The sequence below is a fragment of the Chryseobacterium gotjawalense genome, assembly GCF_030012525.1.
In the GTDB taxonomy this organism is placed as follows: domain Bacteria; phylum Bacteroidota; class Bacteroidia; order Flavobacteriales; family Weeksellaceae; genus Kaistella; species Kaistella gotjawalense.
On sequence record NZ_CP124855.1, the window covers coordinates 2,594,612 to 2,620,672 of the forward strand.

The following is a 26,061-nucleotide window of genomic DNA, read 5'->3' on the forward strand; positions in this document are numbered from 1 at the left end:
ATTGAAAGGTAGATTTGGTCTAAAATTTCAGTGGCAAAGATAAGTTTTTTGGACGATTGTAAGAAGGGATTATTTATTGTTGTTGCCGCACAAATAATGCTCCTTGGTTTCATATACAGACAATTCGTAATAAAAAGACGATGTCTGGGACCGAATTCGGTTTAAGCACAAGTAAGGAGTAAACACCGAAAACTTTATGATTTTTTAAGAATTAGATTATTTAATTATTACTTAACTTTGTGAATATCAACATTAAAAAAACAAATTATTTATTATGGGAAAAGGAGATCAAAAATCGAAAAGAGGAAAAATTGTAGCGGGAAGTTATGGTAAAAAAAGACCACGAAAAGAATCAAAGCCAATGCTTGCAACGGTCGATCAGGTTGAAAAACCAGAAAAAGAAGTGAAGCCCAAAGCTGCGGCAAAACCTAAAGCAGAAAAATAAGAGGTTAAATTAAAAAGAACAGCAAACCAAATTGAATATAAAAAAACCGAAGAACATTCTTCGGTTTTTTTATATTGTAATGTTATTTTCTGTCAAATAGACTTCCTAAAAGTCCACCTAATCCGCCTTCTGATTGTTGGTCACCGCCAAGAACACTTCGCAAAATATCCCCGAGTCCACCACTGGAACCTTGCTTAGCACTGCCAAGCACACTGCCGAGGATTTCAGTTAAAGGATTTGAGTTTCCTTGCGCTTGTTGTTGCTGAACCTGACTGGTCGCGTTGCCTAAAATTCCACCCAGTAGATCTCCCAAACCTCCGCCCGAATTTACGCCGGTTGCTTGTTTTTCTTTGCCGATAAATCCCATAATTACAGGAGCCAGCATTGCTAAAATTGGTCCGATTTTATCCACTGAAATTCCTGTTTTCTCAGAAAGTTGATTTTCAACATCTGGCTTTTGGCTGCCGAAAACATGATCGAGAATCGAAGCTCCTTCCTGTTGTCTTGCTGCTGCCTGAGAAGGATCATTTAAAATACTTCCGTCATGATCTTTGTCCAGTGCGTTATTCAGCGCTTCTGCTTCCTGCGGATTGTCCTGAGATTTTTTTCTCAGATAAGAAATGACCAGTGGTGCAGCGACTGCCAATAAAGCGATAATTTGGTTTTTGCTGATTCCAAATTTGTTTTCAGCATCTGCCGCAACCTGATTTCCTGTGTTTCCTGTGATAAGGTCAATTAAACTCATATTCGTGTGTTTTTAGAAAATTAATAATTAAAGTCATCAAAAATTAGTCCTTTTATTTTTTCTAAAAACGTAAAGAAATGTTAAAGTTTAATTTTTGAAAATAGGAACGTTTGAGCAGGCTTCGCCAAACATTAAAGATTTTACAAGTGGTTTCAGTTGTTCAACCAATTCGATATAGGCATTTTCCGGAATCGATTGATCGCTGCAGCCTTTTACCAAAACTCTTTTACCAGTCAGTTCAGAAAAGTCATAAGTTTGAATGGCATTGTGCATCAATAAAACTTCCAGATCTTCTTTATTTCCGAAAACGATTTTCTTTGCGGTTTCTGTTAATTTTGCAGTGAGCAGAAAGTAAGCCCAGAGTGGGACAATCGCATCGGCAGAATTATAAATATAGACGTAACAATCTTTATATTCTTCGACGTTAATATTTGCTATTTTTTCACGGAAATCTTTTTCTTTTAAAATCAATTCCTGAAAAAGATAATCCTTCAGATCGATACCGATCCGTTTGCCTTTAGGCACCAGTTCCGAGAGATCGAAGTTGACCAGCCCGCTTTCTGCAATTTTGTTTTTTATTTCTAAATCAGACATTTTTTTATTTTATCTTTGAACAAATTTAAGTATAATTAATGATTTGCTTTGAGCCAAAATCTCAAATCTCAAATTTTAAATCCCGAATCTATTTTGAAATACTACATCATCGCTGGCGAAGCATCCGGAGATTTGCACGCTTCTAATTTAATGAAATCGATTCTCAAAAAAGATTCCCACGCGGAATTTCGTTTTTGGGGCGGAGATTTAATGACGGCTGTTGCTGGATTTGAACCGGTGAAACATTACAAAGACTTAGCTTTTATGGGATTCCTGGAAGTTGCCAAAAATTTGCGGACGATTCTGAAAAATATTAAAATTTGCAAAGAAGATATTAACCAATATCAACCTGATGTTTTGATTTTAGTTGATTATCCTGGTTTTAATTTAAGGATTGCTGAGTTTGCTAAAAGTTTAGAAATTAAAGTTATTTATTATATTTCTCCACAACTGTGGGCCTGGAAAGAGGGCCGTGTCGAAAAAATCAGAAAGTTTGTCGATGAAATGTTGGTGATTCTTCCGTTTGAGAAAGAATTCTATAAGAAGCATGATGTTGATGCGCATTTCGTAGGACATCCTTTATTGGATGCGATTTCCGATTTGCCGGAAATGAATATCAGCCAGTTTAAAAAAGACAATCATTTAAACGGGAAAGAAATCATCGCACTTTTGCCAGGTTCACGTGAACAGGAAGTTACCAAAATGCTTGAATTAATGCTTTCTGTGCGTCCACATTTTAAGAATTACCAATTTGTAATTGCAGGAGCGCCAAGTTTGGCGAAGTCATTTTACCAGAAATATGTTGATGAAAATGTTCATTTCGTTTCCAACAAAACTTACGATTTGTTAAGATGTTCAAAAGCGGCTTTGGTGACATCGGGAACGGCAACTTTAGAAACGGCTTTGCTCAATATACCAGAAGTGGTTTGTTACCGGAGCAGCACTGTTTCTTATGAGATCGGAAAACGCGTGGTTAAAAATATCAAATATATTTCTCTGGTCAATTTAATTATGGATAAAGAAATCGTTACGGAGCTTATTCAAAGTGGTTTAAACACGAAGAATTTAGTTAAAGAATTATCCGCAATATTGAATGGAGAACAAAGAGAAAAAATATTAAACAATTACAAACAACTTAGGGAAAAGTTAGGTGGGAAAGGGGCTAGTGATGAGGCGGCAGCTATTATTGTAAAAGGGTGATTTTACCCGTGATTTTATCAGCGGAAGTTGATAATTTTACAGAAAAATACCTTGCATAAACAACCTTTACTTATTATCTGCATTTGTTTTGTTCTTGGGATTCTTTTGCAGGATTTTCTTTTTCTGAAAATAGAGTATATTTATATGTTCTTGATTTTCAGCTTTTTGTTGTTGTTTCTATTTTTGATTAAGAATTTTTATTGCCAGCAAGTTCGTCCTCTTCCTCTTTTGTTTTTGTTTTTTTCTTTGGGAATTCTTGCCCATTTTCTGAATTCGAAAGTACCGGAACTTCCGCATCTGAAAAGCAAAGAAAATATTGTCTTCAAAATCAACAAGAAACTCAATTCCAACGAGAAAAACCGCCGCTATGAAATTACCGCTTGGAAAGACAAGGAATCATTTCTAAGTGTATTGTCTTTGCCAAAATCTGAAAAAGATCTTGATTTTTCTCATTATTATAAAGCCGAAGCATACATCAATACAGTGAAGAAACCGTACAGCGATTTTCAGTTTGATTACGGCAAATATTTGGCGAGGAAAGCGATTTACTTTCAATCTTACCTTCCGGATTCTTTTCAAATAGCAGAAAGAAAAGATTTAACTTTTGCTGAAAAAATTAGGGAGAAACGGTTAGAAACTTTAAGTAAAATCGACCACGCAAATTTCAGTAAAAAGGCCCGTGAATTCACCAAAGGAATTATTCTTTCCGACCGAACAGAAATGGATGACCAAACGATTCAGGATTTCAGTAAATCTGGATTAATGCATGTTCTGGCGATTTCCGGTTCTCACATGGTGATTATTTTCTGGTTGATTCTGGTGATTTTAAAACCTGTTTTTCCAGCCAGATTTAGAAATTATAAAATTATAATATCGTTGCTGTTAATTTGGGCTTTTGGTATTTTTATCGATTACGGAAGTTCGGTGGTTCGGAGTTGTATCATGATTTCGGTCTACTATATTTACGTATTGCTGCAGCGGAAACCCGATTTGCTTCATTCCATGGCGGTTGCGGCCTTTGGGATTTTAATTGTCGATACAAATCAGTTTTTTGATGTGGGTTTTCAGTTGAGTTTTATCGCAGTATTCGGTATTTTCTGGCTCAATAAACCGATTTTGAAACATTTGCCGAAACCCAAAAACACCTTCCAGAATAATATGGTAAATATCATATCCGTTAGTGTTTCGGCGCAAATTGCCACCCTTCCTTTGGTTGTTTTCACTTTTCATCAATATTCCGTTATTTCGATTGTGGCGAATCTGGTGGTTATTCCTTTTTCGGAGATTCTGATTATTTTTTCGCTATTAATGACTTTTATTATTGCCTTTTCTATTAAGTTTACATGGTTGAATTTGATGTACGATTTCTGCGTAACTTATGCTTTAAAACTTATTCATTTTTTTGCGGATTTTGATGTTGCTTTTCAGAAAATGATTCCCATGACTTTGCTGGAAGTGGTTGTTGCTTTTATCATTATTTATTTCTTAAGAGCGGTGGTTTTGAAATTTAATATTAAAAACAGTCTTAAAGTTACCTATTTCATCTTGACTTTTGTGGCGTTAAGGTTTATATTAAATTTTAAAGCGAATCAAATTAATGAGATTTTAGTACATCAATATTTTAAAGAAAAAATTGTTTCAGTGAAGCAAAATGATAAAGTTAAGTTTGTGGTAAGAGAAAATTCAAATTCAGAAAAGATAGAAAAATATGTGATTGAGCCTTATCTCACGTCAAGAAGAACCAAGTTTTTTGAAATTGTCACGGTTTCAAAATCAGCGGAACATATTCAAATCAATGGAATTAAGTATGATTTGAAATAAAAGACTTTGATTTTAAACTAAATGTATTATTCTCAAGAATTTGGGCTCGAAAATAGAATGGAAGACACATCGTTGTTATTTAGAAAGATTACAAACTAAAATTTTCTGACATTTCTCACGTGAAATACACTCAGCATTTTTCTAACTTTGTAAGAATTCAAATTTAAACATTAATTATGGCAGGATTAACTAGTTCTTCTATTGGAAGAAAGTACGCAATGGCATTATCTGCAATGTTTTTGCTCATTTTCCTAATTATGCACCTCTCGGTCAATTTACTATCGGTTATTAGTAAAGATGCATTTAATTCCGCATCGGAGTTTATGGGTTACAACCCTCTTATTCAGTTTTTAATGCAACCAGTTCTCGGTTTCGCAGTAATTTTTCACTTTGTAATGGGCTTTATTCTTGAAATTAAAAACAATAATTCAAGACCAATAAAGTACGGAATGAATGATCGCGCTGCAAATTCTACCTGGATGTCTCGAAACATGCTTCTTTCAGGAATTGTTGTTTTAGCATTTTTAGGATTACACATGTATGATTTTTGGTGGCATGAAATGGACTACAAATATGTTGTAGGAAGTGTTAGAGACGAAGCAAGGTTTTGGCCGGAACTTCATGCACAGTTTGGTAACATCGGAAGAGTAATTTTCTATGTTGTCGCTTTTGTATTACTGGGACTGCATTTAGCGCACGGATTTCAGTCGTCTTTCCAGTCGGTAGGGGCGAGACATCCGAAATATACACCAATGATTAAAGCTTTGGGAACTTGGTATTCTATCCTTATCCCAGTGGGCTTTATATTTGTTGCCGTTTTTCATTATGTAACTCAATAAATTTTAAGTTTTATATCGACATTAAAATTTAAAATCTAAAATTTAAAATTTCTAAAAATGAGCAAATTAGATTCAAGAATTCCAGCAGGTCCTTTAGCGGACAAATGGAAAAATCATAAAGATCATATGAACTTGGTTTCACCAAACAACCGTGATAAAATTGATATCATTGTTGTAGGAACTGGGTTGGCAGGTGGTTCAGCCGCAGCTACATTAGCAGAACAAGGATATAACGTAAAGGCATTTTGTTACCAGGATTCACCAAGAAGAGCGCACTCGATTGCTGCGCAGGGTGGTATTAACGCTGCAAAGAATTATCAAGGTGATGGTGACTCGACCTATAGATTGTTTTATGACACGATTAAAGGGGGTGACTACCGCTCGAGAGAAGCAAACGTTTACAGACTTGCAGAAGTTTCCGCAAGCATCATCGACCAGTGTGTTGCACAAGGTGTTCCTTTCGGAAGAGAATATGGCGGTCAGTTAGACAACCGTTCTTTCGGTGGAGTGCAGGTAAAAAGAACGTTCTATGCTAAAGGGCAAACCGGGCAGCAGTTATTATTAGGAGCATATTCAGCCGTTAGCCGTCAAATCGGTAAAGGAAGAATAAAAATGTATAACCGTCACGAAATGCTTGATTTAGTAATCGTTGATGGAAAAGCCAGAGGAATTATCGCCAGAAATTTAGTAACCGGCGAAATAGAAAGACATTCTGCTCATGCAGTAGTAATCGCTTCCGGTGGTTATGGAAATGTATATTTCCTTTCTACCAACGCGATGGGATCTAACGTTTCTGCCGCCTGGAAAATTCATAAAAAAGGAGCGTATTTCGCAAATCCTTGTTATGTGCAGATTCACCCAACCTGTATTCCGGTTCATGGAACAGCACAGTCAAAACTGACTTTAATGTCAGAATCATTAAGAAACTCCGGGAGAATCTGGGTTCCGAAAAATATTGAAGATGCCGTAGCCATTCGCGAAGGTAAACTGAGACCGGAAAATATTGCTCCGGAAAACCGTGATTATTATTTAGAAAGAAGATATCCTGCTTTTGGAAATTTAGTTCCGAGAGACGTTGCCTCCAGAGCAGCGAAAGAAAGATGTGACGCTGGTTACGGAATTGAAAATAATGATACGCATGAAGGAGTATACTTAGATTTTTCTACTGAAATTCAGAAGAAAGGTAAAGAAGCTGCTGTCGAAAAAAATATTCATAATCCGACCGATCAGCAGATTTATGATTTAGGAAAAGCATGGATTGAAGAGAAATATGGTAACCTTTTCGTGATGTACGAAAAAATTACCGCAGACAATCCTTATGTAACTCCGATGAAGATTTATCCGGCAGTTCACTATACAATGGGTGGTGTTTGGGTTGATTACAACTTACAGTCAACTATTCCGGGATGTTTCGTAATTGGTGAAGCTAACTTCTCAGATCACGGTGCAAACAGACTTGGAGCTTCCGCTTTGATGCAAGGTTTGGCAGACGGATATTTCGTTCTTCCATATACGATTGCAGATTATCTATCTGCAGATATCAGAACCGGAGAGATTCCAACAAACAGTCCAGCTTTTGATGCTGCGGAAAAAGAGATTCAAGATAAAGTGAACTTCTTTATGACCAATAACGGTAAACACAGTGTAGATTATTTCCATAAAAAACTAGGTCACATCATGTGGAATAAAGTTGGAATGGGACGAACCCCTGAAGGTTTACAGGAAGCGATTAAGGAAATTGAGGACGTAAGAAAAGAATTCTGGGCAGATGTAAGAGTTCCCGGAGACGCAAACGGAATGAACATGGAGCTTGAAAAAGCATTCAGAGTTGCAGATTTCTTGGAGTTGGGTCAGTTAATGGCGAAAGATGCTTTGGCAAGAGAAGAATCTTGTGGCGGACATTTCCGTTGGGATCACGCAACACCGGAAGGTGAGGCAGAAAGAGATGACGAAAACTTCAAATATGTTGCAGCTTGGGAATATCAGGGAGACGATATCAATCAGGAAACCATGCATAAGGAGGATCTGATTTATGAAAATATCGAAGTTAAAACAAGAAGTTATAAATAATCTCCAATAAAGTTAATAATATGAGTGCACAAAAAGGATTAAACCTGACTCTGAAAATTTGGAGACAGAAAAATAATAAAACAAAAGGACAGTTTGAGACTTACAAAATCTCCGACGTTTCTACGGATTCATCATTCCTGGAAATGTTGGATATGCTCAACGAAAACCTGGTCAACGAAGGGCAAGAGGCGATTGCATTTGATCATGATTGTCGCGAAGGGATTTGCGGTATGTGTTCATTGTATATCAATGGCCGCCCACACGGACCAGATACAGGAATCACCACATGCCAGCTGCACATGAGAATGTTCAAAGACGGCGAAACAATTCATATCGAACCGTGGAGAAGTGCCGCTTTCCCAATTATTAAAGATTTGGTAGTAGACAGAAGTGCTTTTGACAGAGTGATGGCAGCGGGAGGTTTTATTTCGGTAAATACTTCTGGAAACACACTCGACGCCAACGCAATTTTAGTTCCGAAAGAAGATGCAGATAATGCGATGGATGCAGCAGCCTGTATCGGTTGTGGCGCTTGCGTGGCAACCTGTAAAAATGGTGCCGCGTCATTATTTGTAGGTGCTAAAGTTTCTCAGTTCGCTTTACTGCCTCAAGGTAAAGTAGAAGCGAAAAGAAGAGTACTGAACATGGTGAAAGCCATGGATGAAGAAGGATTCGGTAACTGTTCAAATACAGGTGCTTGTGAAGTGGAATGTCCGAAAGGAATTTCTTTAGAAGTAATCGCCAGAATGAACAGAGAATACTTTTCAGCGAGTGTCGATCAAGGTTAAAATTATTTTAACAATCATAAAAAACTGCTTTCAGAAATGAAAGCAGTTTTTCTTTGTTAAACTTTCACAAATCTTAAAAATAAATTTTTAATAACTCGGTTAAAACCCTATTTTTGCTCCGATTTAAAAACAAGGTTAGTTTGGTTGAATCAATTTTAATTAAATAAAAGAAAAACAATAAAGATGAGTAAGTATTTTTTAATGCTATTGGTTGCATTCGTTGCGATGTCATGTTCAAAAAAAGTCGAGGTTTCCGGTAATTTTGCCGGTGGATCACCATTAGAAAGAATTGAATTTATAGAAGCCTCTGGCGTAGCGACACTTCCGTTGGTTAATATGGGAGTAGACAGCAAAGGAAGCTTTTCCGGAAGTTTCGAGGCGCCGAAAGACGGTATGTATATTATGACTTATGCAGGTAAACAGGCAATGGTTTATCTTAAAGGAGGTCAGAAGGTAAATATTTCAGGACAGGCAGAAGCTTTCCCGGCGAAATTTACAGTAACCGGCGATGCGAAGAAAAATAATGACTTCATCCAGGAATCATTAGCTGCAATCCAGGAATATGCAGGAAAAATAAATGTTGGTGAATTAGTAACTAAGGATGAAGCTACATTTTTAAAAGAAGTTGAAAAAATTAGAGCCGATTTAGAAAGCCGAATTGATGCTGCCGCTAAAAAAACATCTGCCGACAGTGAAGCGGTTCAGTGGAAAAAAGACGAATTAAATGCAAGTATTCTTGGACTGATGACTCAGTACGAAATGAATCACGCACAGGCAACTGGAAAAGCAGATTATAAAGTTTCCAAAAACTTTACCGATGCTGAGGCGAAAATGAGTAAAAACAACGACAGAATGTTGAAAAATCAACCGATTTACAGAAATTATTTATTAGGGAAATTAAGCAAAGAATTCCAGACTTATGCAGAAGCCCACAATAATTCGGGACAGGAAACTTCTTCCGTGTTGTTTTCTAATTTTTTAGATACTAAAAAAGATATGCCTCAGTTAGAGAAAGATTATCTGTTGGCATTTGTAATGTCAAACAGTGATATCAATCCTTCTACGACTCCTGAAAATGCTGCAAAAATCAATAAACTGATTCAGGATAAAATTAAAGATGCAACAATTAAAAAGGATTTAGCGCATATTCAGTTCGTTCTTTCCGGACCTAAAGCAGGTGAGCCAATTTCAGCTGCAAAATTAGTGAAAGAAGATGGCAGTGCTTTTAAATTAACAGATAACAAAGCAAAACCTGCAATGGTAATGTTTTACGCTTCCTGGAATCCTTACATTAACGAAGCGACCATTCCGGTTTTAAGAGAAATTGCCAACTTTTACAAATCGAAAATGGATTTCATTTATGTCAATTTAGATGATACTAAAGACCAGTTTTCAAAAACAAGCAAAGCAATGCTGATGGGATTCCCCGGAACCAATGTGTACGGTGAAGGCGGTATGAATTCTCAGATTGCAAAAGATTTAGGAATCTATGGTTTCAAACTTCCATCATTTATCCTTATTGATAAAGAAGGGAAAGTGGCCAGCAAGTTTTTCTTTAATTTAGGTGATCCGGAATTGGTGACCCAGCTTGATAAAATGACGGGCTTAAAAGCACCAGCTGCACCAGAAGCAACCCTGCAAAACGATTTAGTTCAGCCACCAGCGCCTGCAACTAAATAATATTACGCCTGTTCAAAATATAGTCCTGTCATTTTATGGCAGGATTTTTTTATCTTTCAGAAAATATTTAAAAAATGAAAAAAGAATTACTTCTTCCTAAAAATGTTTTGTATACGCTTATTTTGGTAAATTTTGTATTTAATTTTTTTACAGTTTTTTTCAGTATTACAAGTTTGGATATTCCACTCGCGGCGGCAAAAGTTCTTATTTATATAGGTTTATTTTCCAGTTTTATTGCTTCTGTTGTATTGATTGTCGATGTTTTTACTAATCATATGAATGGAAGATATCTTTGGACTTTAGCCTTTCTGTTCTCTGGTGGACTTTTGGGCTTTTTCTACTTGAGAGGTCGTGATTATTATTTGAATGCAAGTAATTAAATAGAAGCCCATTATAATTTAATAATTAAAAACTACAAAGCGGGAAAACTTCTGTTTTTTTTTATTTTAAAACCTTACTTTTGCGGACAGATTAATTGAAATGAGAAAGAGAAATAAAAATATCGTTTTAGAAAACATCAAATTGGTTTCTGCCGGTTCAAAAGGCGTCGCTGTAGGAAAAACCGACGAGGGGAAAACCGTTTTGGTTTCCGGTGCGGTTCCCGGAGATGTTGTAAATGCCCGCGTAAAAAAATCAAAATCCAATTACTTCGAAGCCGAAATGATCGAGATTGTCGAAAGATCACCTTTCCGTGTGGAACCAAAATGTATTCATTTCGGAGTTTGCGGCGGTTGCAAATGGCAGAATCTTTCTTATGAAAAACAACTGGAATTTAAACAGGACGAAGTTTTTAATCATATTAAAAGAATTGGAGGAATCGAAGATTTTGAAACTTTGCCAATTCTTGGTAGCGACGAACAATATTTCTACCGCAATAAAATGGAATTTTCTTTTTCCAATGCTCGTTGGCTCACCCAATATGAGATCAGTTCTGAGGAAAATTTTGGGAACAGAGATGCTTTAGGATTTCATATTCCTGGAATGTGGAGCAAAATTTTAGATTTGAAAGAATGTTTCTTGCAAGAAGATCCGTCGAATGCGATGCGATTGGCTATCAGAAAACATGCTGTTGAAAATGGTCTGGAATTTTTCGATGTCAAAGGTCAGCAAGGTTTTTTGAGAACCGTCATGTTCCGTCAAAATTCAAAAGGCGAGTGGATGGTTCTTTTCCAATTGTTCCGTGAGGAGAAAGAAAATCAGCAGAAATTATTCGACTTTTTGTTGGGCGAATTCCCGCAGATTAAAACTTTACTTTTCTGTATCAATTCAAAACAAAATGACTCTTTATACGATCAGGACGTTCAAACCTATTTCGGAGAAGGCTTTTTAATGGAAGAAATGGAAGGATTGAAATTTAAAATTGGACCGAAATCTTTCTTCCAGACGAATTATAAACAAGCCTTAAATTTATATGCAAAAACTTTGGAATTTGCAGATTTAAAGGGAGATGAGGTTGTTTACGATTTGTACACCGGAACCGGAACTATTGCTCAGTATGTCGCCAGAAAAGCAAAACAGGTCATCGGGATAGAGTCGGTTCAGGAATCGATTGATGCGGCGAAAGAACACGCAGAATTAAACGGCTTAACCAACTGTACCTTCTATTGCGGTGACATGAAAGAAATCTTCAATGATGAATTTATCGCACAACATCCGAAAGCAGATGTCCTGATTACCGATCCGCCAAGAGACGGAATGCACCAGAAAGTAGTGGAGCAGATTCTGAAAATCGCACCGGAAAAAATCGTTTACGTAAGTTGTAATTCTGCCACACAGGCCAGAGATTTAGCGTTGATGAAAGATCATTATAAACTGGTGAAAATTTTACCGGTAGATATGTTCCCACAAACACATCATGTTGAAAATATTGCTTTACTAATTAAAATATAAACACTATTTTTATTTTTTTAATAAATAATTATGAAAGGATTAAAGAATTTTTTTGTGCTTACTGTATTGGTAGGCTTTGTGAATGCTGCAACAGCGCAGGTTAAAGATACCTTGGTTGTCAAATCAGATTCTTCTGCAACTGCTAAAGCTAAACCTGGTGCTAAAAAACCAGAGAAGATAAAACCGTACAAAGAAGTCATTACTGATAAAGCAATCACAGATTTAGGGGTTCTTTCCGTTCATAAAGTTCAGGACAAATTTTACTTTGAAATTCCGCAAACGCTTCTGGGTAAAGAATTTTTACTGGTGAGCCGATTAACCAAAGCTGCTGCTGGAATGCGCTCGGGAACGAGTGGTTATGCAGGAGACCAAATTGGGCAGAATGTAATCACTTTTGAAAAGGGGCCGCAGGATAAAATTTTCATCAAATCGATTTCCTTCGTAGATTACGCAAAAGATTCTACCTCTCAAATGTATAATTCTGTAATGCGGAATAATGTACACGCCATTATTATGTCTTTTGATATTAAGGCATTCGGAGAAGATAAAAAATCGTACGTTATCGATGCCACAGATATGCTTGATGCAGACAACGAATTGGTATCCTTTGATGCCACTATGAAAATGGGTTACAAAGTCGGCGCCTACCAGAAAGACAAATCTTACATTAATTTTGTTAAATCTTTTCCCAATAATATTGAAATTAATACCACCAAAACTTTCGCTAAAACATTAGGGCGCATTACAGTTCCGCCGGGACAGGAAAAACCCGTAGTCAGCGGAAACTATACGGTAGAAATAAATTCTTCTCTGGTTTTGCTGCCGGAGAATAAAATGCAGGCGAGATATTTTGATCCTCGGGTGGGTTATTTCGCAGTGGGTTATACCGATTTTGATTTAGACCCTCAAGGTGTAAAAAGAGTTTCTTTGATTAAAAGATGGAGACTCGAGCCAAAACCACAAGATTTGGAAAAATATAAAAGAGGCGAGTTGGTAGAGCCTGCAAAACCGATTGTATTTTATATCGATCCGGCAACTCCTAAAAAATGGGTTCCGTATTTAATGGAAGGGGTAAATGATTGGAAAAAAACCTTTGAAAAAGCAGGATTTAAAAATGCAATTTATGCTAAAGTTCCAAATACTAAAGATGATCCGGAATGGAGTTTAGAAGATGCCAGATTTTCTGCAATTGTTTACAAACCTTCTGATGTTCCCAATGCATCAGGTCCGTCGATTTCTGATCCCAGAACCGGAGAGATTTTAGAAAGCCATATCAATTGGTACCATAACGTAATGCTTTTGCTGCGGAATTGGTATTTTGTGCAGGCATCACCCAACGATCCGCGCGCAAGAAAGATGGATTTCGACGATAAATTAATGGGTCAGCTTATTCGTTTCGTTTCTTCTCATGAAGTGGGTCATACTTTAGGGTTAAGACATAATTTTGGATCCAGTTCAACCGTTCCGGTAGAGAAACTTCGTGATCGGACCTGGCTGGAAAAAAACGGTCACACTCCGTCTATTATGGATTATGCCAGATTTAATTATGTTGCGCAGCCAGAAGATAAAGTCACCGAAGCTGGCATAATGCCAAGAATTGGTGATTATGATGATTGGGCAATTGAGTGGGGTTACCGCCGGTTTTACCAATATAATTCTCCGGATAAAGAAAAAGAGCACCTTAATAAATGGGTGATGACAAAGTTGAAAAATAACCGTCTTTGGTTTGGTACAGAAAGTAATCCTTACGATCCACGTTCTCAGAGCGAGCAGGTGGGTGATGATGCCATGATTGCAAGTGCCTACGGTATTAAAAATTTAAAACGGATTGTAGATAATCTTCAGGACTGGACGAAGAAACCGAATGAAGATTTCAGCAATCTTTCAATAATGTACGATCAGGTGACAGGGCAGTTTTCGAGATATCTGGGACATGTTTCCAAATATATTGGCGGACAGTTAGAAACACCGAAAACAATTGAACAAAGTGGTGCTGTTTATGAAGTAGTTTCTAAAGCTGATCAAAAACGGGCCTTGGAATTTTTAAATCAAAATATTTTTACAACACCGCAATGGCTTTTAAAGAAAGAGGTTTTTCAGAACACAGAAAAGACACCTGTTAATTTGGTAGAAAATCTTCAGACCACCGTTTTAAATAGAATTTTGGCGGACAATGTTCTTCAAATGATTAATCAGAGCCAAACGGAGGATGCAGATGCGTATGCATTGGTTGATTATATGAACGATTTGAAGGAAAACATTTTCAATAACTCGAGTGAAGATATTTACCGTCGAAATCTACAACGCAATTACGTGGAGTCGCTGATCGGTTTACTAAATGCCAAACCCTCGGCTGCAAACAGATTTTCAAGAACTGCGGAAGTTTCTAAAAATTCCGATGTTGCGGCAGTGGTGCGTGGAACTTTAAATAACATTAAGGAAAATATTGCCGTAAAAAAACCGGCTGATCTTGTGAATAAGTATCATTATGAAGATTTGACGTATAGAATACAAAAAGCCCTGGATCCAAAATAATGAAAAGAAAAATCCTTTTCTTGCTGCTCATTTCCCTGTTTCTCTGTTCCTGTGGTTCAGATGATGATATCTGCATCGGTGGTGAAGCAACCCCGCGGATGAAGATTAAATTCAAGACCAAATCCACCGGAAAAATGAAAACGATGGATTCCCTTTTTATTGCGGTAGATTATGGCTCAGGCCCGATTGGGGTTTTTGGCACTGTCGTAAAAACCGATTCTGTTTTGATTCCATTGCGGGTAGATGACCAGCCTTTTACGAAGATGTACGTAGGCGTTTCCAGAGTGGCCGTGAATTCTGAAATTAAAATTAATTATACCACGACTTCCCAATATGTTTCCCCAGCGTGTGGAATAAAAAAATTGTATCAGAATGTAAATTCTGTGCTCGAAGTTCCCAAGGCAGTTTTAGGAGTTGAACAAAATCAAAACCAAATCATCGATGAAAGCAAAACGCATCTTTACCTTCTTTTTTAGTTTTCTTTTCTTGATGACTTTTGCTCAAAAAAAGCAGGATTCGCTAAAAGTAAAATGGAAATACGAACCTAATTTTTTAGTGGGTTTCGATGTTTTGAATGCGGGAACTAGCGCTTTTTCAGATCGGAAATTATTTCAGGGTTTTGTCTCTTCTCATCTTAAAGGGAATTGGTACGCCATTGCAGATGCAGGTTTTGAAAAGAATATTTATCAAAAAAACGGATACGATGCTTCGGTCAGTGGCCCTTTTCTAAAATTAGGGACACTTTACATGTTAGCCCACGACCAGGAAAATCCGATGAATGGTTTTTTTGTAGGTGGAAAAGTAGCGGGCTCCTTTTATAATCAGGAATATAAAGCTGTTCCGATTCGTGGATATGGAGGGAGCGATGCGTCTCAGGCATTCCCTGCATCTAACCAAAGTTCTTATTGGATGGAGGTAAATATTGGCGGAAGAGTACAGTTGTTTGATTCCCCTTTTTATATTGAAGCCACTGTACAGCCCAAGTATTTAATGTTTACCACTAAACAGGATGAAATTAAACCGATGATCGTTCCGGGATTTGGAAAAAGTTCTGCAAAATTTAATATGGGATTTTCCTGGAATATCGCTTATTCTTTTTAATGATATATCTTCCGGTGTGAATGGCTGGTAAGTTGTTTTTGCGATGTTATTTTGATAATTATTTCTTAATTGTTTACCCGAAATTTGATCTTTCATAATTTTGTGATATATAATTTATATATATATGTTGATTTTCGTGTTGAATAAATACGGATTAATTTATTATTAAAGGGAATGTTGCCAATTTTATTTTGACGGCTAATAAAAAAAAAATTACTTTTGATTAATGATATTTAATAAATTAGTCTTATGAAGAAAATTATTATTTCCTTACTTTGTGGATTGATGGGCACGGCAGCTTTTGCACAATGGAGTCCAACATCAATGCAAGGTGAGAAAATCCGGCTTACATCCAACGTAAAAAATTACTACTCCTTAGATCTCAAGATGATGAGATCCAAACTTGCCAATGCGCAGGAAACCGGAAAGAGCGCAAAAGCGGTAGAGATTAAACTGCCTACGCTTGATGGTAAAGTTGAAAGATTTGCCGTGTACAGTGCGCCTGTTGTTGTGAAGTCTTTGCAGGATCGTTATCAATTGGGTTCTTATGTAGGGGTTGGGATTGATGATCCTACTGCTTATGTAAGATTCAGTGTGGGACCCAACGATTTCCAGTCGATGATTCTTAGGAATGGCGCTTATGAGTTTATTGAACCACAAAATACAAGTAAAACAGTTTACGGTGTTCACCCGAAAACCAATAAATCGGAAGCGGATAAAGCATTTGCTTGTTCGACTGAAGAGTCTCCTCTTTCCAAGCAGGAAATTAATAAACTTTATAGGTCAGGAAGTTCATTTAGTAATAATCCATCTGATTTTAGCAAAGCTTCCGATAGAAAATACAGAACAATGCGCCTGGTAATGACGACTAACGGCGAGTATACTACTTTTTTCGGTGGTGTTGATGGAGCTATGGCTGCCATTAATGCAACATTAACCCGTTGCAACGCTGTTTTTGAAAAAGATTTTGGTCTTCATTTAATTCTTCAGGATTTCCCGAGTTTAATTTATGAGAATCCAGCAGCGGATCCATATTCAACTGTTCTTAGTAGCTGGAATCTTGCTGCCCAGAAAGCAATTACCGCAGTTGCAGGTGAAGCGAATTATGACATTGGTCACATGTTTGGAGCGTCTGGAGGAGGCGGTAACGCAGGTTGTATCGGTTGTGTTTGTATCAGTCCTTTATTAAATGGTTCAGGAGTGCCGACCGAGAACGGTAAAGGTTCAGGTGTCACATCTCCTGCTGATGGAAAACCATTTGGCGATAATTTTGACATCGATTATGTAGCTCATGAGATGGGTCACCAATTAGGAGCAAACCATACTTTCTCTCATAATACGGAGGTGTCAGGACAAAATGTGGAACCTGGGTCAGGATCTACAATCATGGGGTATGCAGGAATTACTGGTGCAACTGATATTCAGCGCCATTCTGATCCTTATTTTCATATCAACTCTATTATACAGGTTCAAACTAATTTGAACGATAAAACGTGTGATATCGAAACGGCTGTTACCAATAACCCGCCTGTTATTACTCCAATGCCAAATGTAACCATTCCCAAAGGAACCGCTTTTGTATTGACCGCCCAGGCGACTGACCCCGAAAGTGATGTTCTGAATTATACTTGGGAACAGGTAGATGATACATTTGAGTCTATTTCTAAATCTAATTTAGGAACCACAAGAAATGGCGCAAGTTTTAGATCAATTATGGGAACTGATAATCCAACAAGATATTTTCCAAAACTGGAAACCGTAATGGCAGGCATTTTAAGTAACCCGAATGGGTGGGAAGCGGTGTCAGCGATAGCGAGAGACTCTAACTTTAAAGTTACAGTTAGAGATAATAATCCCGATGTAACACAACAGCAAACTCAAACTGCTGTTCAGAAAGTAACGGTAAGTGCTAATGGACCATTTAAAATCACCTCTACTAAAGTTTATAACAATGCCCGAGGTCCATTGAACTGGGATGTAGCAGGAACCAACGCCGCTCCGTTCAATGTGACGAATGTGAAAATTGATTATACAACAGATAATGGCACAACATGGACGGTTTTAACAGAATCTACACCAAACGACGGAACTGAAGACTTTATCTTTGCATCGTTTGCAACAAACACGGCTATGAAATTGAGAATTTCTGCGATCGGAAATGTATTTTATGCAGTTGCTCCGGTTGTAGTCTCCGTGACCAGTGCTTGTGATGACTCAGCTCCGGCAGGACTTGCAGTTTATGGAATTTCAAATACTGCGGCAAATCTGAGCTGGGATCCAATTAGTAATGCTACCTATAAAGTAAGGTATAAAATAGGATCAGATGGTATATGGAAAGAGGTCGCCTCTTCCAAAAGCAGCTATAGCATTACCGAATTAGCTGAAGGTACTACTTATGAAATTCAGGTTGCGGCGGTTTGTACTGGGGTTACAGGTACATTCTCGGCCTCTGTTAATTTTACGACGACAGTTGCTACATACTGCACAGCGGGAGCGGGTTCTACTAGTTATGAGAAAATTAGTAATGTAACATTTGCTAACATTAATAAAAGTTCAACAAGTGATGTGGGATATGAAGATTTTACCGCCGTAGTGGGAAATGTAACCAAAGGAATGACTTATGCATTCACCGCAACGGGTTCAGGTTCATATGCCACTGACGAAGTAAGAGTTTGGATTGACTTTAATCAGGATAAAAACTTCGATGATTCAGAACTTGTATTTGTATCAAATATTAAAAAATCTCCTTGGACTGGATCTGTAGTTATTCCACAAAATGCAAAATCAGGCCCTACCAGAATGAGAGTGAGATTACATGATACCTCTGAAGGCGGTAATGAAACTCCTTGTGGTTATTCAGGTTATGGTCAAGTTGAAGATTATACACTGGATATTGGCAGTCTTGCCGTAGGTGAAAGTGGTGCCAAAGCAAATATACAGGTGTACCCCAATCCGGCAGTTGATGTACTAAATGTTACTAAAGTAGGTAATAAAGCAACTTACACCATTTACAATATGACAGGACAAACTGTAAGTAAAGGCAAAGTAGTAGATAATAAAGTACAGGTTTCTCAATTGCAGAAAGGAGTATATATTATTACGATAGATAGTGATGGCGAGACAGCCCAACTGAAATTTATCAAAAAATAGGACTTGGTTTTTATCATCCTGATCCCCGGAATTTTTCGGGGATTTTTTGTTTTAATAAAGTAAACCATTAAAATTAAATCAATTAACATTTTATTTGGAGCATTTAACCAAACTTTAACGATGTTTTGAAATCCAAATTAGAATTATTAGTAAAAAATTCATTTATTTTGCGCACTGTATGAGGAAAGTTTTTTTACTGCTCACTTTTTTTATTTTAATTAAAGTGCAGTCCCAGTTTTTTTCCGGTGAAATTTTGATTAGAGATAAATCGGTGTATTATCTTAATCAGGTGTATGTCACCAATATTACCGCTCAAAAGACGGTTTATACCGATTATTTTGGAACTTTCAAGATCCCTGCAAAACCGGGAGATATAATCCGTTTTACTTCGATAATGACCGATCGTACAGATGTGAAGGTGACTGCCGAACAACTCCAGACCAATAAAAATTTTGTCGAATTGAAAATCGCCTACTATGACATACAGGAAGTGGTGATTAATAAATTTAAACCTACCGGAAATCTTAAAAAGGATGTGAGTTCTTTGAAAAATGGTGAAAAAATATTGGCATTGCAAAAGATGATTGGCCTTCCGGCACCCGTTGGAGATGGAACTTCCCCTCAGTTACCCGTTGCTGGATTCAGCGGTGGTGGACTTACTTTTAGTTTAGAAAGTATTTATGATATTTTATCCGGCGAGCGTAAAAAACAGGAGCGGGCACAACAATATGAAAAAATGAATGGGGCAGTTACCAATATCAGAAACTACTATGGTGACGCATACTTTACCAACCTTAAAATACCGGTAAATCTCATCGACAACTTTCTGCAGTTTGTCTATTCTTCCGACAACCTTTATCCTTTCGTAAAGGCTAATAACTATGAAGCAATCGCCATTTATATCGACAAATATCTGCCTATTTATCAACGGAGATTAAAAAATTCGCAGTTGATGAACGAGTTTAAGTAAGTTGAAATCCTCATTAATTAATTTGCTGATTATTTTTTATCATTGGAGATGTATTCACTTTAAAGATGATAATGTGGTTAATATTTTATACAATATGTTCTTGCGCATCATTTGCTGAAACTGCGATTTTAGCTTTTCTTTTTCCGCCAAAAAACCTCTTGTAATTCTCCTCGTATTTAAAATGGTGATGAACCCAACTTCTGTTGAAATGAAGAATAAGACTGTTCCGCAAAGAAACTATTCTATTGATCGGGAATAAATCAGACTGTAATTTAATTGTAAGAATTGAAATCATGATTTCTTTTTAAATTTTTAAAGCGGTAAGAAATTATTTTTAAGTAATTTTGAGCGATTTTTGAAAAAAATATGGGTAAAAATAAAATGGCAAGATTTGCCGAAAACAAGACGCTTCCGAATGTATTTCAACCAACCAGAGCTGAGGCTTTAGCTGATTTTCATCTCAAAGGTAAATGGCGCCAGGAGGTATTTAAAAATGACAATCCTATCGTTTTAGAATTAGGATGTGGCAAAGGTGAATACTCGGTAGGTTTGGGAAGAGCTTTCCCGGAAAAAAACTTTATAGGAGTCGATATCAAAGGAGCCAGATTTTGGTTCGGTGCAAAAGATGCCATTGACAATAATTTGCACAATGTTGCGTTTCTAAGAACGCAGATTGAATTAATTGATCATTTTTTTGATGAAGGTGAGGTTGATGAAATCTGGATTACCTTCCCAGATCCGCAGATAAAATACCGACGGACCAAACATAGAATGACCCATCCGGATTTTCTGGAACGGTACAAGAAAATTTTAAAGAAAGATGGAATCATGCATCTTAAAACAGATTCGGAGTTTTTGCATGGATATACGTTGGGACTTCTTCAGGGTTTAGGTCATGAAATTATGTTTGCTAACCACGATATTTACGGTGCTCCGGAGTTTGATCCTGAGACGCCTTTATTAAGAGAAATAAAAACCTATTATGAAGGATTGTTTTCTGCCAAAGGGAAAACCATCACTTATATTAAATTTAAAATCAAATAACCGCTCATTACATTAATGAAGAAAATATTTTTCACACTTTCGATAGTAAGTTGTATTTCAATTTCTGCTCAGAAAAAATATAATAATATCGTCAACAGTAATAATATTACCGAGATCGAAAACTTTCTGAAGGAGGCTCATCCTGATGATTCACGACGGTTCACGCTGAAACGCAAACTGGTTTCGCTGAAAAATCAGCAGTGGATGAAACAGGAGAAATCGAGTTTTTCACCGGTGCAGCCTTCAAAAGCTAAAGCGGTGGAGCAGGCTAATCCAACAGGAATTTCTGTGAAAAGTACCTCTTCAGGTTTGGTTAATCACAGCAGTGAAGATGAAGAATTCCGAAAGTTAATTTCCGAAACATCAGCAACTCATAAGGAAAAAACAGTGAAATTATTAAATCAACTTTTTGATAATGATATTTCGAATGAGCATGCAATTCTTTTAATTAAAAATACAGGCGACTGTAATATTATTGTTAGGATTAAAGGAAAAGAATTTTACAATCTTGCGGTTCCTGCGCATGGCGAAAATTTTTTGACAGTAAAAAAAGGAGAGTATCAGCTCTCCGGTAATATGTGTGAAGCGCGATATAATTCGAGCAAGAATATCGCCAAAAACATGCTGGTAACACTGAATAAAGCACCAAATACCAGCTATGCGGAAAGAACTGGCAACAATGCCAACGGGATTTCTAATTAGAAAGTTATACAATAAACAAAATCCGATTATGTAATAAAAAAAAGGTTCAGAAATAATTCTGAACCTTTTTTTATTTGGAAGATAAAATCTTATTCTGCAGAAGCGGAATCGAAATCCACATCAGCATCAGCTGAAGCTTTTTCTCCTTCTTCTTTAGATTTTTCTTTATCTGCTTTTCTTTGAGACAAACCGTCTTTGATAGAAGCTGAAACTACGCTCAAGATCATATCAATAGATTTAGATGCATCATCATTTCCAGGAATTACGTATTCCACTTTTCTTGGATCAGAGTTTGTATCTACGATTGCGAAAATTGGAATTCCCAATTTCTTAGCCTCAGTAACAGCGATGTGTTCTTTCATGATATCAACAACAAAAAGTGCTGATGGAAGACGAACCATATCGGAAATTGAACCTAAGTTTTTCTCAAGGTTAGCTCTTTGACGGTCAACCTGAAGTCTTTCTTTTTTAGATAAAGTTTCGAAAGTTCCGTCTTTCTTCATTTTATCAATATGGTTCATTTTCTTAACCGCTTTACGGATGGTAACAAAATTTGTTAACATTCCTCCAGGCCATCTTTCAGTAATATAAGGCATATTAAGTTCTGCTGCATATTTTGATACAACTTCTTTCGCTTGCTTTTTAGTAGCAACAAAAAGAACTTTTTTACCTGCAGAAGTGATTTTTTCCAAAGCTGAACAAGCTTCGTCCAATTTCACAGCTGTTTTATGTAAGTCTACGATGTGAATACCGTTTTTCTCCATAAAAATGTATGGAGCCATATTTGGATTCCACTTTCTGGTCATGTGACCAAAGTGTACGCCTGCCTCTAAAAGGTCTTTAACATTTGCTTTTGCCATGTCTCTTTTTTGTTTTTAGTTTACGTGCCGCTTTATGCAATCAACGATTTCTTTGATGGGAGAAATGTTTGGGTGCTAAACTAACGGGGCATTTTTTGATTAGATAATAGATGAATAGATAACAGACATTCGACAAAAAGTCTCTGGTCTCCAATCTATAAGTCTCCAGTCTCGTATTAACGTTTCGAGAATTGGAATTTCTTTCTTGCTTTTTTCTGACCTGGTTTCTTTCTTTCCACCATTCTTGCGTCTCTCGTAAGCAATCCGTGTGGCTTCAAAAGCAAACGGTTTTCTTCGTTGATTTCGCACATTGCTCTAGAAATAGCTAATCTGATAGCTTCAGCCTGACCGGTAATACCTCCACCGAAAACATTCACAGTTACGTCATACTGACCTACTGATTCTGTTAACAAAAATGGCTGATTCACTTTGTAAACTAAAACGTCAGTTCCAAAGTATTCCTTAGAATCCTTTTTGTTTATCGTGATCATACCAGAACCTGGTCTCACATAAACTCTTGCAACAGAAGTTTTTCTTCTTCCGATTTTATGAACTATTGACATATTAATTATTTGAATTCGTTAATATTAATTACTTTTGGCTGCTGAGCTTCATGTTTGTGCTCTGTTCCTTCATATAAATAAAGGTTTTTGAACAGTTGATTCCCTAATTTAGTTTTTGGAATCATTCCTTTTACGGATTTTTCCAATACTTTCAAAGAATCTTTCTTTTGAAGTTCGAGCGCAGTCATTGACTTTTGACCACCTGGATAACCAGTATGCCAAATGTAAGTTTTGTCAGCCCACTTGTTTCCGGAAAGAGTAACTTTCCCTGCATTCAAAACGATTACATTATCTCCGCAATCTGCGTGAGGTGTAAAATTCGTTTTGTGCTTACCTCTCAAAATCTTTGCAACCTTAGAAGCTAATCTTCCTAGAGGCTGTCCTTCAGCGTCTACCACAACCCATTCTTTATTTGCAGTAGCTTTGTTAGCTGAAACGGTTTTGTAACTTAATGTATTCACAATTTTTCGTTTACGATTAAACATAATTTTCCCCAATACGGGTGTGCAAAGGTATAAATTTTTTTTCTAACTGAAAATGTTTTCAACAAGATTATTTCAGGGATTCGAAATTGAAATTCTTAGCATCATTTTTTATTCATTAAATGAAAGCCAAGGAACGTTCTGAATGCCTTATTTACGCAGAGATTTCGATCTTCGAAAACTTGCAATTAAATAATAGGCAACAAAAACCATCGAGAATTTAATTACAGAAGGAACGGCGAGCTGAAGATTAAAAAGAAACAAACCTAATAAAATGAGTAAACCCATTCCCAGAAAAGAAATTCCCAATTTTTGAGGAAGAGAAAATCTGGGGTCATCTAAAAAATAAGCAGTTCCCCAGGCTAAACCAAAAGCAAAGCCGTAATACAAATCCAGTTCCCAACCTTGACTTCCCAATAAAAAGTAACTCAGGAAAAAACTGAGGGCGGTTCCGGCGAATAAATAAAGAAAAGCTCTTTGCATAATGACTAAAGTTTCCACAAAAATAATGAATTGTTTGTCTGCCCTGTCAAAAAAAAGAAATAACATTTGTGTATGTAGTTTTTTTTTTTTTTCTTTTACTAGCGATTTTTAACAACAAAAAACAACAAGAAATGATGAAAATTAAGTTTTCAAAAATCGTTTTAACAGCAGCGCTTGCGGTGAGTTTATACTCGTGTAGGGAAGAAATGGTGCAGCAAGATTCAGCAGAGAACAAAGTTGAATTGGCGGAAGCTACAGTAAAAAACGGGAGGTTATATTTCCTAAATAAGGAATCTTTAACTTTTGCATATGACAAAATTAAAAATGCGGAGGATGAAGTAATTGCTGATTATGTAGATTCTAAGAATATTATTTCTCTGAGACCTATTGTTACCGAAAAAAATGAAAATAAAATCGGAAAACAACTGAAAGAAAGAATAGCTATATTAAAAAGTAATAAAAGGTACATGACTTATTTGGAATCTAAAGGAATCCAAAGCAAAACAGAAAATACAGAAGAAATTGTAGATGATATTGATGATTTAGAAGAAATTATCGGAGATGATGCTTACGCTGCCTTTTTAGATAGCCGTGCAGAAATTCAAGTAGCAAACAAAATTTATAAATATACAGATGTTGGTTTGTTTATTGTTGAAGATACAAGATATGACGAATTAAGCCAATACTTAGCAATTAACAATATTTCTGATGATCTTTTATATCCTACCAATAAAACTGTGCAAACCAATTATATTCAAAGTAAACCTGCCGGATTGGAAACTAATGTTGCTGATGGTATCACGTATTTTAATAATCGATCTATAACGGAGGAAGAAGATGATCCTAATGGAGGTGGCGACACTTATTACCCGCCATATAATCCCCCGACAAATCCACCCACGGAAGATTTAGCAACAATCATAAATAATTTGAAAATCGGGGAAGTCAGAAAACCTAAATTAGGAAACCTTTTTGGTACTACATGGGTAACTGATGACGTATATGAAAGTAAAAGAAGGGTTAAGGTGAAATTTTATTCTCAAAATTTGTATTTAGTTTATACTGTTGGTAGTAAAGTAAAACACCAATATAAAGGATGGCCAGGAACATGGAGAAAAGAAAATGCAGACAAGTTAGGTATTGGGGTAAATTCCATCAGTTGGACTTTTAGCCACTCAATGAATATGAGCGCCCCTGTTGGAGTTCCGAAGCAAGCATATTGGTTTGGAAGTAATATGTATACATCTACTAATGGAATTTCTTTCACATTTGAGCAAAACCAAAATATACCATCTTTACCTTTCGCATCTAATTTAGATGGAGTCATTCAGTTTGTTACAGACTTTACTAGTCTTACTGAGGAACAATTAGACAAACTATTCTGGGAAAATGCTTGGAAACAGGCTAATGAACTTCTTGAGGGGCAAAATAAAAAACTGAATAGAGTTGCTTTTATTGTAGATTCCTATGGTTCAACATATATACGTTATTATGATTTTAGCCAAATAGAAGATAATCAAGATGTAATTGAAAGGGTTTTTGACTGGGGTATTGCAACTCCACAATTTACATACACATTTGGAGGTGGTGTCGGTAATGGAGTATCAATTACAAGTTATAAATTTGATTTTCTAAGACCAAAAGCGACTGCTGTTAAAATGTATGGTATTGCTAAAAAGAATGGTGCATGGCATGGTGTAAAGCTGGATGCAAAGTAATATGAAAAAAATCCATTGGTTACTCTTATTTTGTTTTTTTGTGAATATATCTTGTATTTCTGATGAAGAAAGGCAAAGGCAAGTAAATTCTGGCTATCAAGGAAAATGGATCGGCAGTTTTACTGGTGATGATACTGGAATTATCACGTTCAACGTAAAAAAAGAAGGAACCCTTGAAGGAAATTTATCTTCTACTACTTCTGGTTTTTCAGAAAACTTTGAGGGTTATGTTAATTTTAATGGAAAGTTTGATGTTAACACTAAAGCAAAATATTATTTTTCAGGCTATTTAGACAACGTAAAACCTTTAGAAGGTCAATGGACGCAAATTTTGCAGAACGGAACTGCCAAAGGTACTTTCACTCTTAAAAAACAATAAAA

Annotated in this window: 25 protein-coding genes; 18 read left to right on the top strand and 7 right to left on the bottom strand. The window is 36.5% G+C overall.

What is annotated here, in order from left to right:
- Positions 1–274 precede the first annotated feature (274 nt).
- A complete protein-coding gene (locus QGN23_RS11880; RefSeq protein ID WP_133439533.1) occupies positions 275–445 on the top strand; it encodes a 30S ribosomal protein THX in 171 nt (56 codons plus the stop codon).
- Positions 446–527: 82 nt separating this feature from the next.
- On the opposite strand, the gene QGN23_RS11885 is transcribed toward QGN23_RS11880, so the two are convergent.
- Complete coding sequence (locus tag QGN23_RS11885) at positions 528–1,190, bottom strand: DUF937 domain-containing protein (RefSeq protein ID WP_282904494.1); 663 nt, start codon at positions 1,188–1,190, stop codon at positions 528–530.
- Positions 1,191–1,277: 87 nt separating this feature from the next.
- Positions 1,278–1,784, bottom strand: coding sequence for a DUF2480 family protein (locus QGN23_RS11890; protein ID WP_282904495.1), 507 nt, complete (start codon positions 1,782–1,784; stop codon positions 1,278–1,280).
- Positions 1,785–1,877: 93 nt separating this feature from the next.
- Here QGN23_RS11890 and lpxB point away from each other — a divergent pair, with 93 nt between their 5' ends.
- The 13 genes from lpxB to QGN23_RS11955 all read left to right on the top strand — a co-directional run bounded on the left by lpxB (position 1,878) and on the right by QGN23_RS11955 (position 19,828).
- Positions 1,878–2,984, top strand: coding sequence for a lipid-A-disaccharide synthase (gene lpxB / locus QGN23_RS11895; RefSeq protein WP_282904496.1), 1,107 nt, complete (start codon positions 1,878–1,880; stop codon positions 2,982–2,984).
- 144 nt (positions 2,985–3,128) lie between these two features.
- Positions 3,129–4,805 carry a ComEC/Rec2 family competence protein gene (locus QGN23_RS11900; RefSeq protein WP_282904497.1) on the top strand — a complete coding sequence of 559 codons (1,677 nt, stop codon included), beginning with the start codon at positions 3,129–3,131 and terminating at the stop codon, positions 4,803–4,805.
- Between the two features lie 176 nt (positions 4,806–4,981).
- Positions 4,982–5,644 carry a succinate dehydrogenase cytochrome b subunit gene (locus QGN23_RS11905; protein WP_282904498.1) on the top strand — a complete coding sequence of 221 codons (663 nt, stop codon included), beginning with the start codon at positions 4,982–4,984 and terminating at the stop codon, positions 5,642–5,644.
- A gap of 57 nt (positions 5,645–5,701) precedes the next feature.
- Positions 5,702–7,714, top strand: a complete 2,013-nt coding sequence (locus QGN23_RS11910; RefSeq protein ID WP_282904499.1) for a fumarate reductase/succinate dehydrogenase flavoprotein subunit — start codon at positions 5,702–5,704, stop codon at positions 7,712–7,714.
- Positions 7,715–7,734: 20 nt separating this feature from the next.
- Entirely contained in the window at positions 7,735–8,502 is a 768-nt protein-coding gene (locus QGN23_RS11915) for a succinate dehydrogenase/fumarate reductase iron-sulfur subunit (RefSeq protein ID WP_282904500.1), read from the top strand.
- A gap of 183 nt (positions 8,503–8,685) precedes the next feature.
- Positions 8,686–10,182 carry a TlpA family protein disulfide reductase gene (locus tag QGN23_RS11920; RefSeq protein ID WP_282904501.1) on the top strand — a complete coding sequence of 499 codons (1,497 nt, stop codon included), beginning with the start codon at positions 8,686–8,688 and terminating at the stop codon, positions 10,180–10,182.
- A gap of 74 nt (positions 10,183–10,256) precedes the next feature.
- The gene (locus QGN23_RS11925; protein ID WP_282904502.1) at positions 10,257–10,562 is read left to right on the top strand and encodes a hypothetical protein; all 306 of its coding nucleotides are present in this window, start codon (positions 10,257–10,259) and stop codon (positions 10,560–10,562) included.
- Between the two features lie 100 nt (positions 10,563–10,662).
- Positions 10,663–12,072, top strand: coding sequence for a 23S rRNA (uracil(1939)-C(5))-methyltransferase RlmD (gene rlmD / locus QGN23_RS11930; RefSeq protein ID WP_282904503.1), 1,410 nt, complete (start codon positions 10,663–10,665; stop codon positions 12,070–12,072).
- A gap of 30 nt (positions 12,073–12,102) precedes the next feature.
- Positions 12,103–14,607 carry a zinc-dependent metalloprotease gene (locus QGN23_RS11935; protein ID WP_282904504.1) on the top strand — a complete coding sequence of 835 codons (2,505 nt, stop codon included), beginning with the start codon at positions 12,103–12,105 and terminating at the stop codon, positions 14,605–14,607.
- Positions 14,607–15,083, top strand: coding sequence for a hypothetical protein (locus QGN23_RS11940; protein WP_282904505.1), 477 nt, complete (start codon positions 14,607–14,609; stop codon positions 15,081–15,083). Before QGN23_RS11935 ends, QGN23_RS11940 begins: the two co-directional genes overlap by 1 nt.
- Complete coding sequence (locus tag QGN23_RS11945) at positions 15,049–15,708, top strand: DUF6048 family protein (RefSeq protein ID WP_282904506.1); 660 nt, start codon at positions 15,049–15,051, stop codon at positions 15,706–15,708. The genes QGN23_RS11940 and QGN23_RS11945 overlap by 35 nt, the downstream gene beginning before the upstream one ends.
- 249 nt (positions 15,709–15,957) lie before the next feature.
- Entirely contained in the window at positions 15,958–18,858 is a 2,901-nt protein-coding gene (locus tag QGN23_RS11950) for a reprolysin-like metallopeptidase (protein WP_282904507.1), read from the top strand.
- A gap of 253 nt (positions 18,859–19,111) precedes the next feature.
- On the top strand, positions 19,112–19,828 hold the full coding sequence (locus QGN23_RS11955; RefSeq protein WP_317622305.1) for a hypothetical protein: 717 nt from the start codon (positions 19,112–19,114) through the stop codon (positions 19,826–19,828).
- 85 nt (positions 19,829–19,913) lie between these two features.
- On the opposite strand, the gene QGN23_RS11960 is transcribed toward QGN23_RS11955, so the two are convergent.
- Positions 19,914–20,123 carry a hypothetical protein gene (locus QGN23_RS11960; RefSeq protein ID WP_282904509.1) on the bottom strand — a complete coding sequence of 70 codons (210 nt, stop codon included), beginning with the start codon at positions 20,121–20,123 and terminating at the stop codon, positions 19,914–19,916.
- A gap of 71 nt (positions 20,124–20,194) precedes the next feature.
- Here QGN23_RS11960 and trmB point away from each other — a divergent pair, with 71 nt between their 5' ends.
- The gene (gene trmB, locus QGN23_RS11965) at positions 20,195–20,872 is read left to right on the top strand and encodes a tRNA (guanosine(46)-N7)-methyltransferase TrmB (RefSeq protein WP_282904510.1); all 678 of its coding nucleotides are present in this window, start codon (positions 20,195–20,197) and stop codon (positions 20,870–20,872) included.
- Between the two features lie 15 nt (positions 20,873–20,887).
- The gene (locus QGN23_RS11970) at positions 20,888–21,574 is read left to right on the top strand and encodes a DUF6759 domain-containing protein (RefSeq protein WP_282904511.1); all 687 of its coding nucleotides are present in this window, start codon (positions 20,888–20,890) and stop codon (positions 21,572–21,574) included.
- Between the two features lie 89 nt (positions 21,575–21,663).
- Here QGN23_RS11970 and rpsB read toward each other — a convergent pair whose 3' ends face one another.
- The 4 genes from rpsB to QGN23_RS11990 form a co-directional block, all read right to left on the bottom strand.
- Positions 21,664–22,434, bottom strand: coding sequence for a 30S ribosomal protein S2 (gene rpsB / locus QGN23_RS11975; RefSeq protein ID WP_282904512.1), 771 nt, complete (start codon positions 22,432–22,434; stop codon positions 21,664–21,666).
- A 176-nt stretch (positions 22,435–22,610) separates the two neighbouring features.
- Positions 22,611–22,997 (bottom strand): 30S ribosomal protein S9, encoded by a 387-nt coding sequence (gene rpsI, locus QGN23_RS11980; protein WP_282904513.1) that lies wholly within the window; start codon positions 22,995–22,997, stop codon positions 22,611–22,613.
- A gap of 5 nt (positions 22,998–23,002) precedes the next feature.
- A complete protein-coding gene (rplM, locus tag QGN23_RS11985) occupies positions 23,003–23,458 on the bottom strand; it encodes a 50S ribosomal protein L13 (protein ID WP_282904514.1) in 456 nt (151 codons plus the stop codon).
- A 171-nt stretch (positions 23,459–23,629) separates the two neighbouring features.
- Positions 23,630–23,962, bottom strand: coding sequence for a hypothetical protein (locus QGN23_RS11990; RefSeq protein WP_282906399.1), 333 nt, complete (start codon positions 23,960–23,962; stop codon positions 23,630–23,632).
- Between the two features lie 131 nt (positions 23,963–24,093).
- On the opposite strand from QGN23_RS11990, the gene QGN23_RS11995 reads away from it, so the two are divergent.
- Positions 24,094–25,680 (top strand): hypothetical protein, encoded by a 1,587-nt coding sequence (locus QGN23_RS11995; protein WP_282904515.1) that lies wholly within the window; start codon positions 24,094–24,096, stop codon positions 25,678–25,680.
- A 1-nt stretch (position 25,681) separates the two neighbouring features.
- Positions 25,682–26,059, top strand: coding sequence for a hypothetical protein (locus tag QGN23_RS12000; RefSeq protein WP_282904516.1), 378 nt, complete (start codon positions 25,682–25,684; stop codon positions 26,057–26,059).
- The last annotated feature ends 2 nt before the right edge of the window (positions 26,060–26,061 follow it).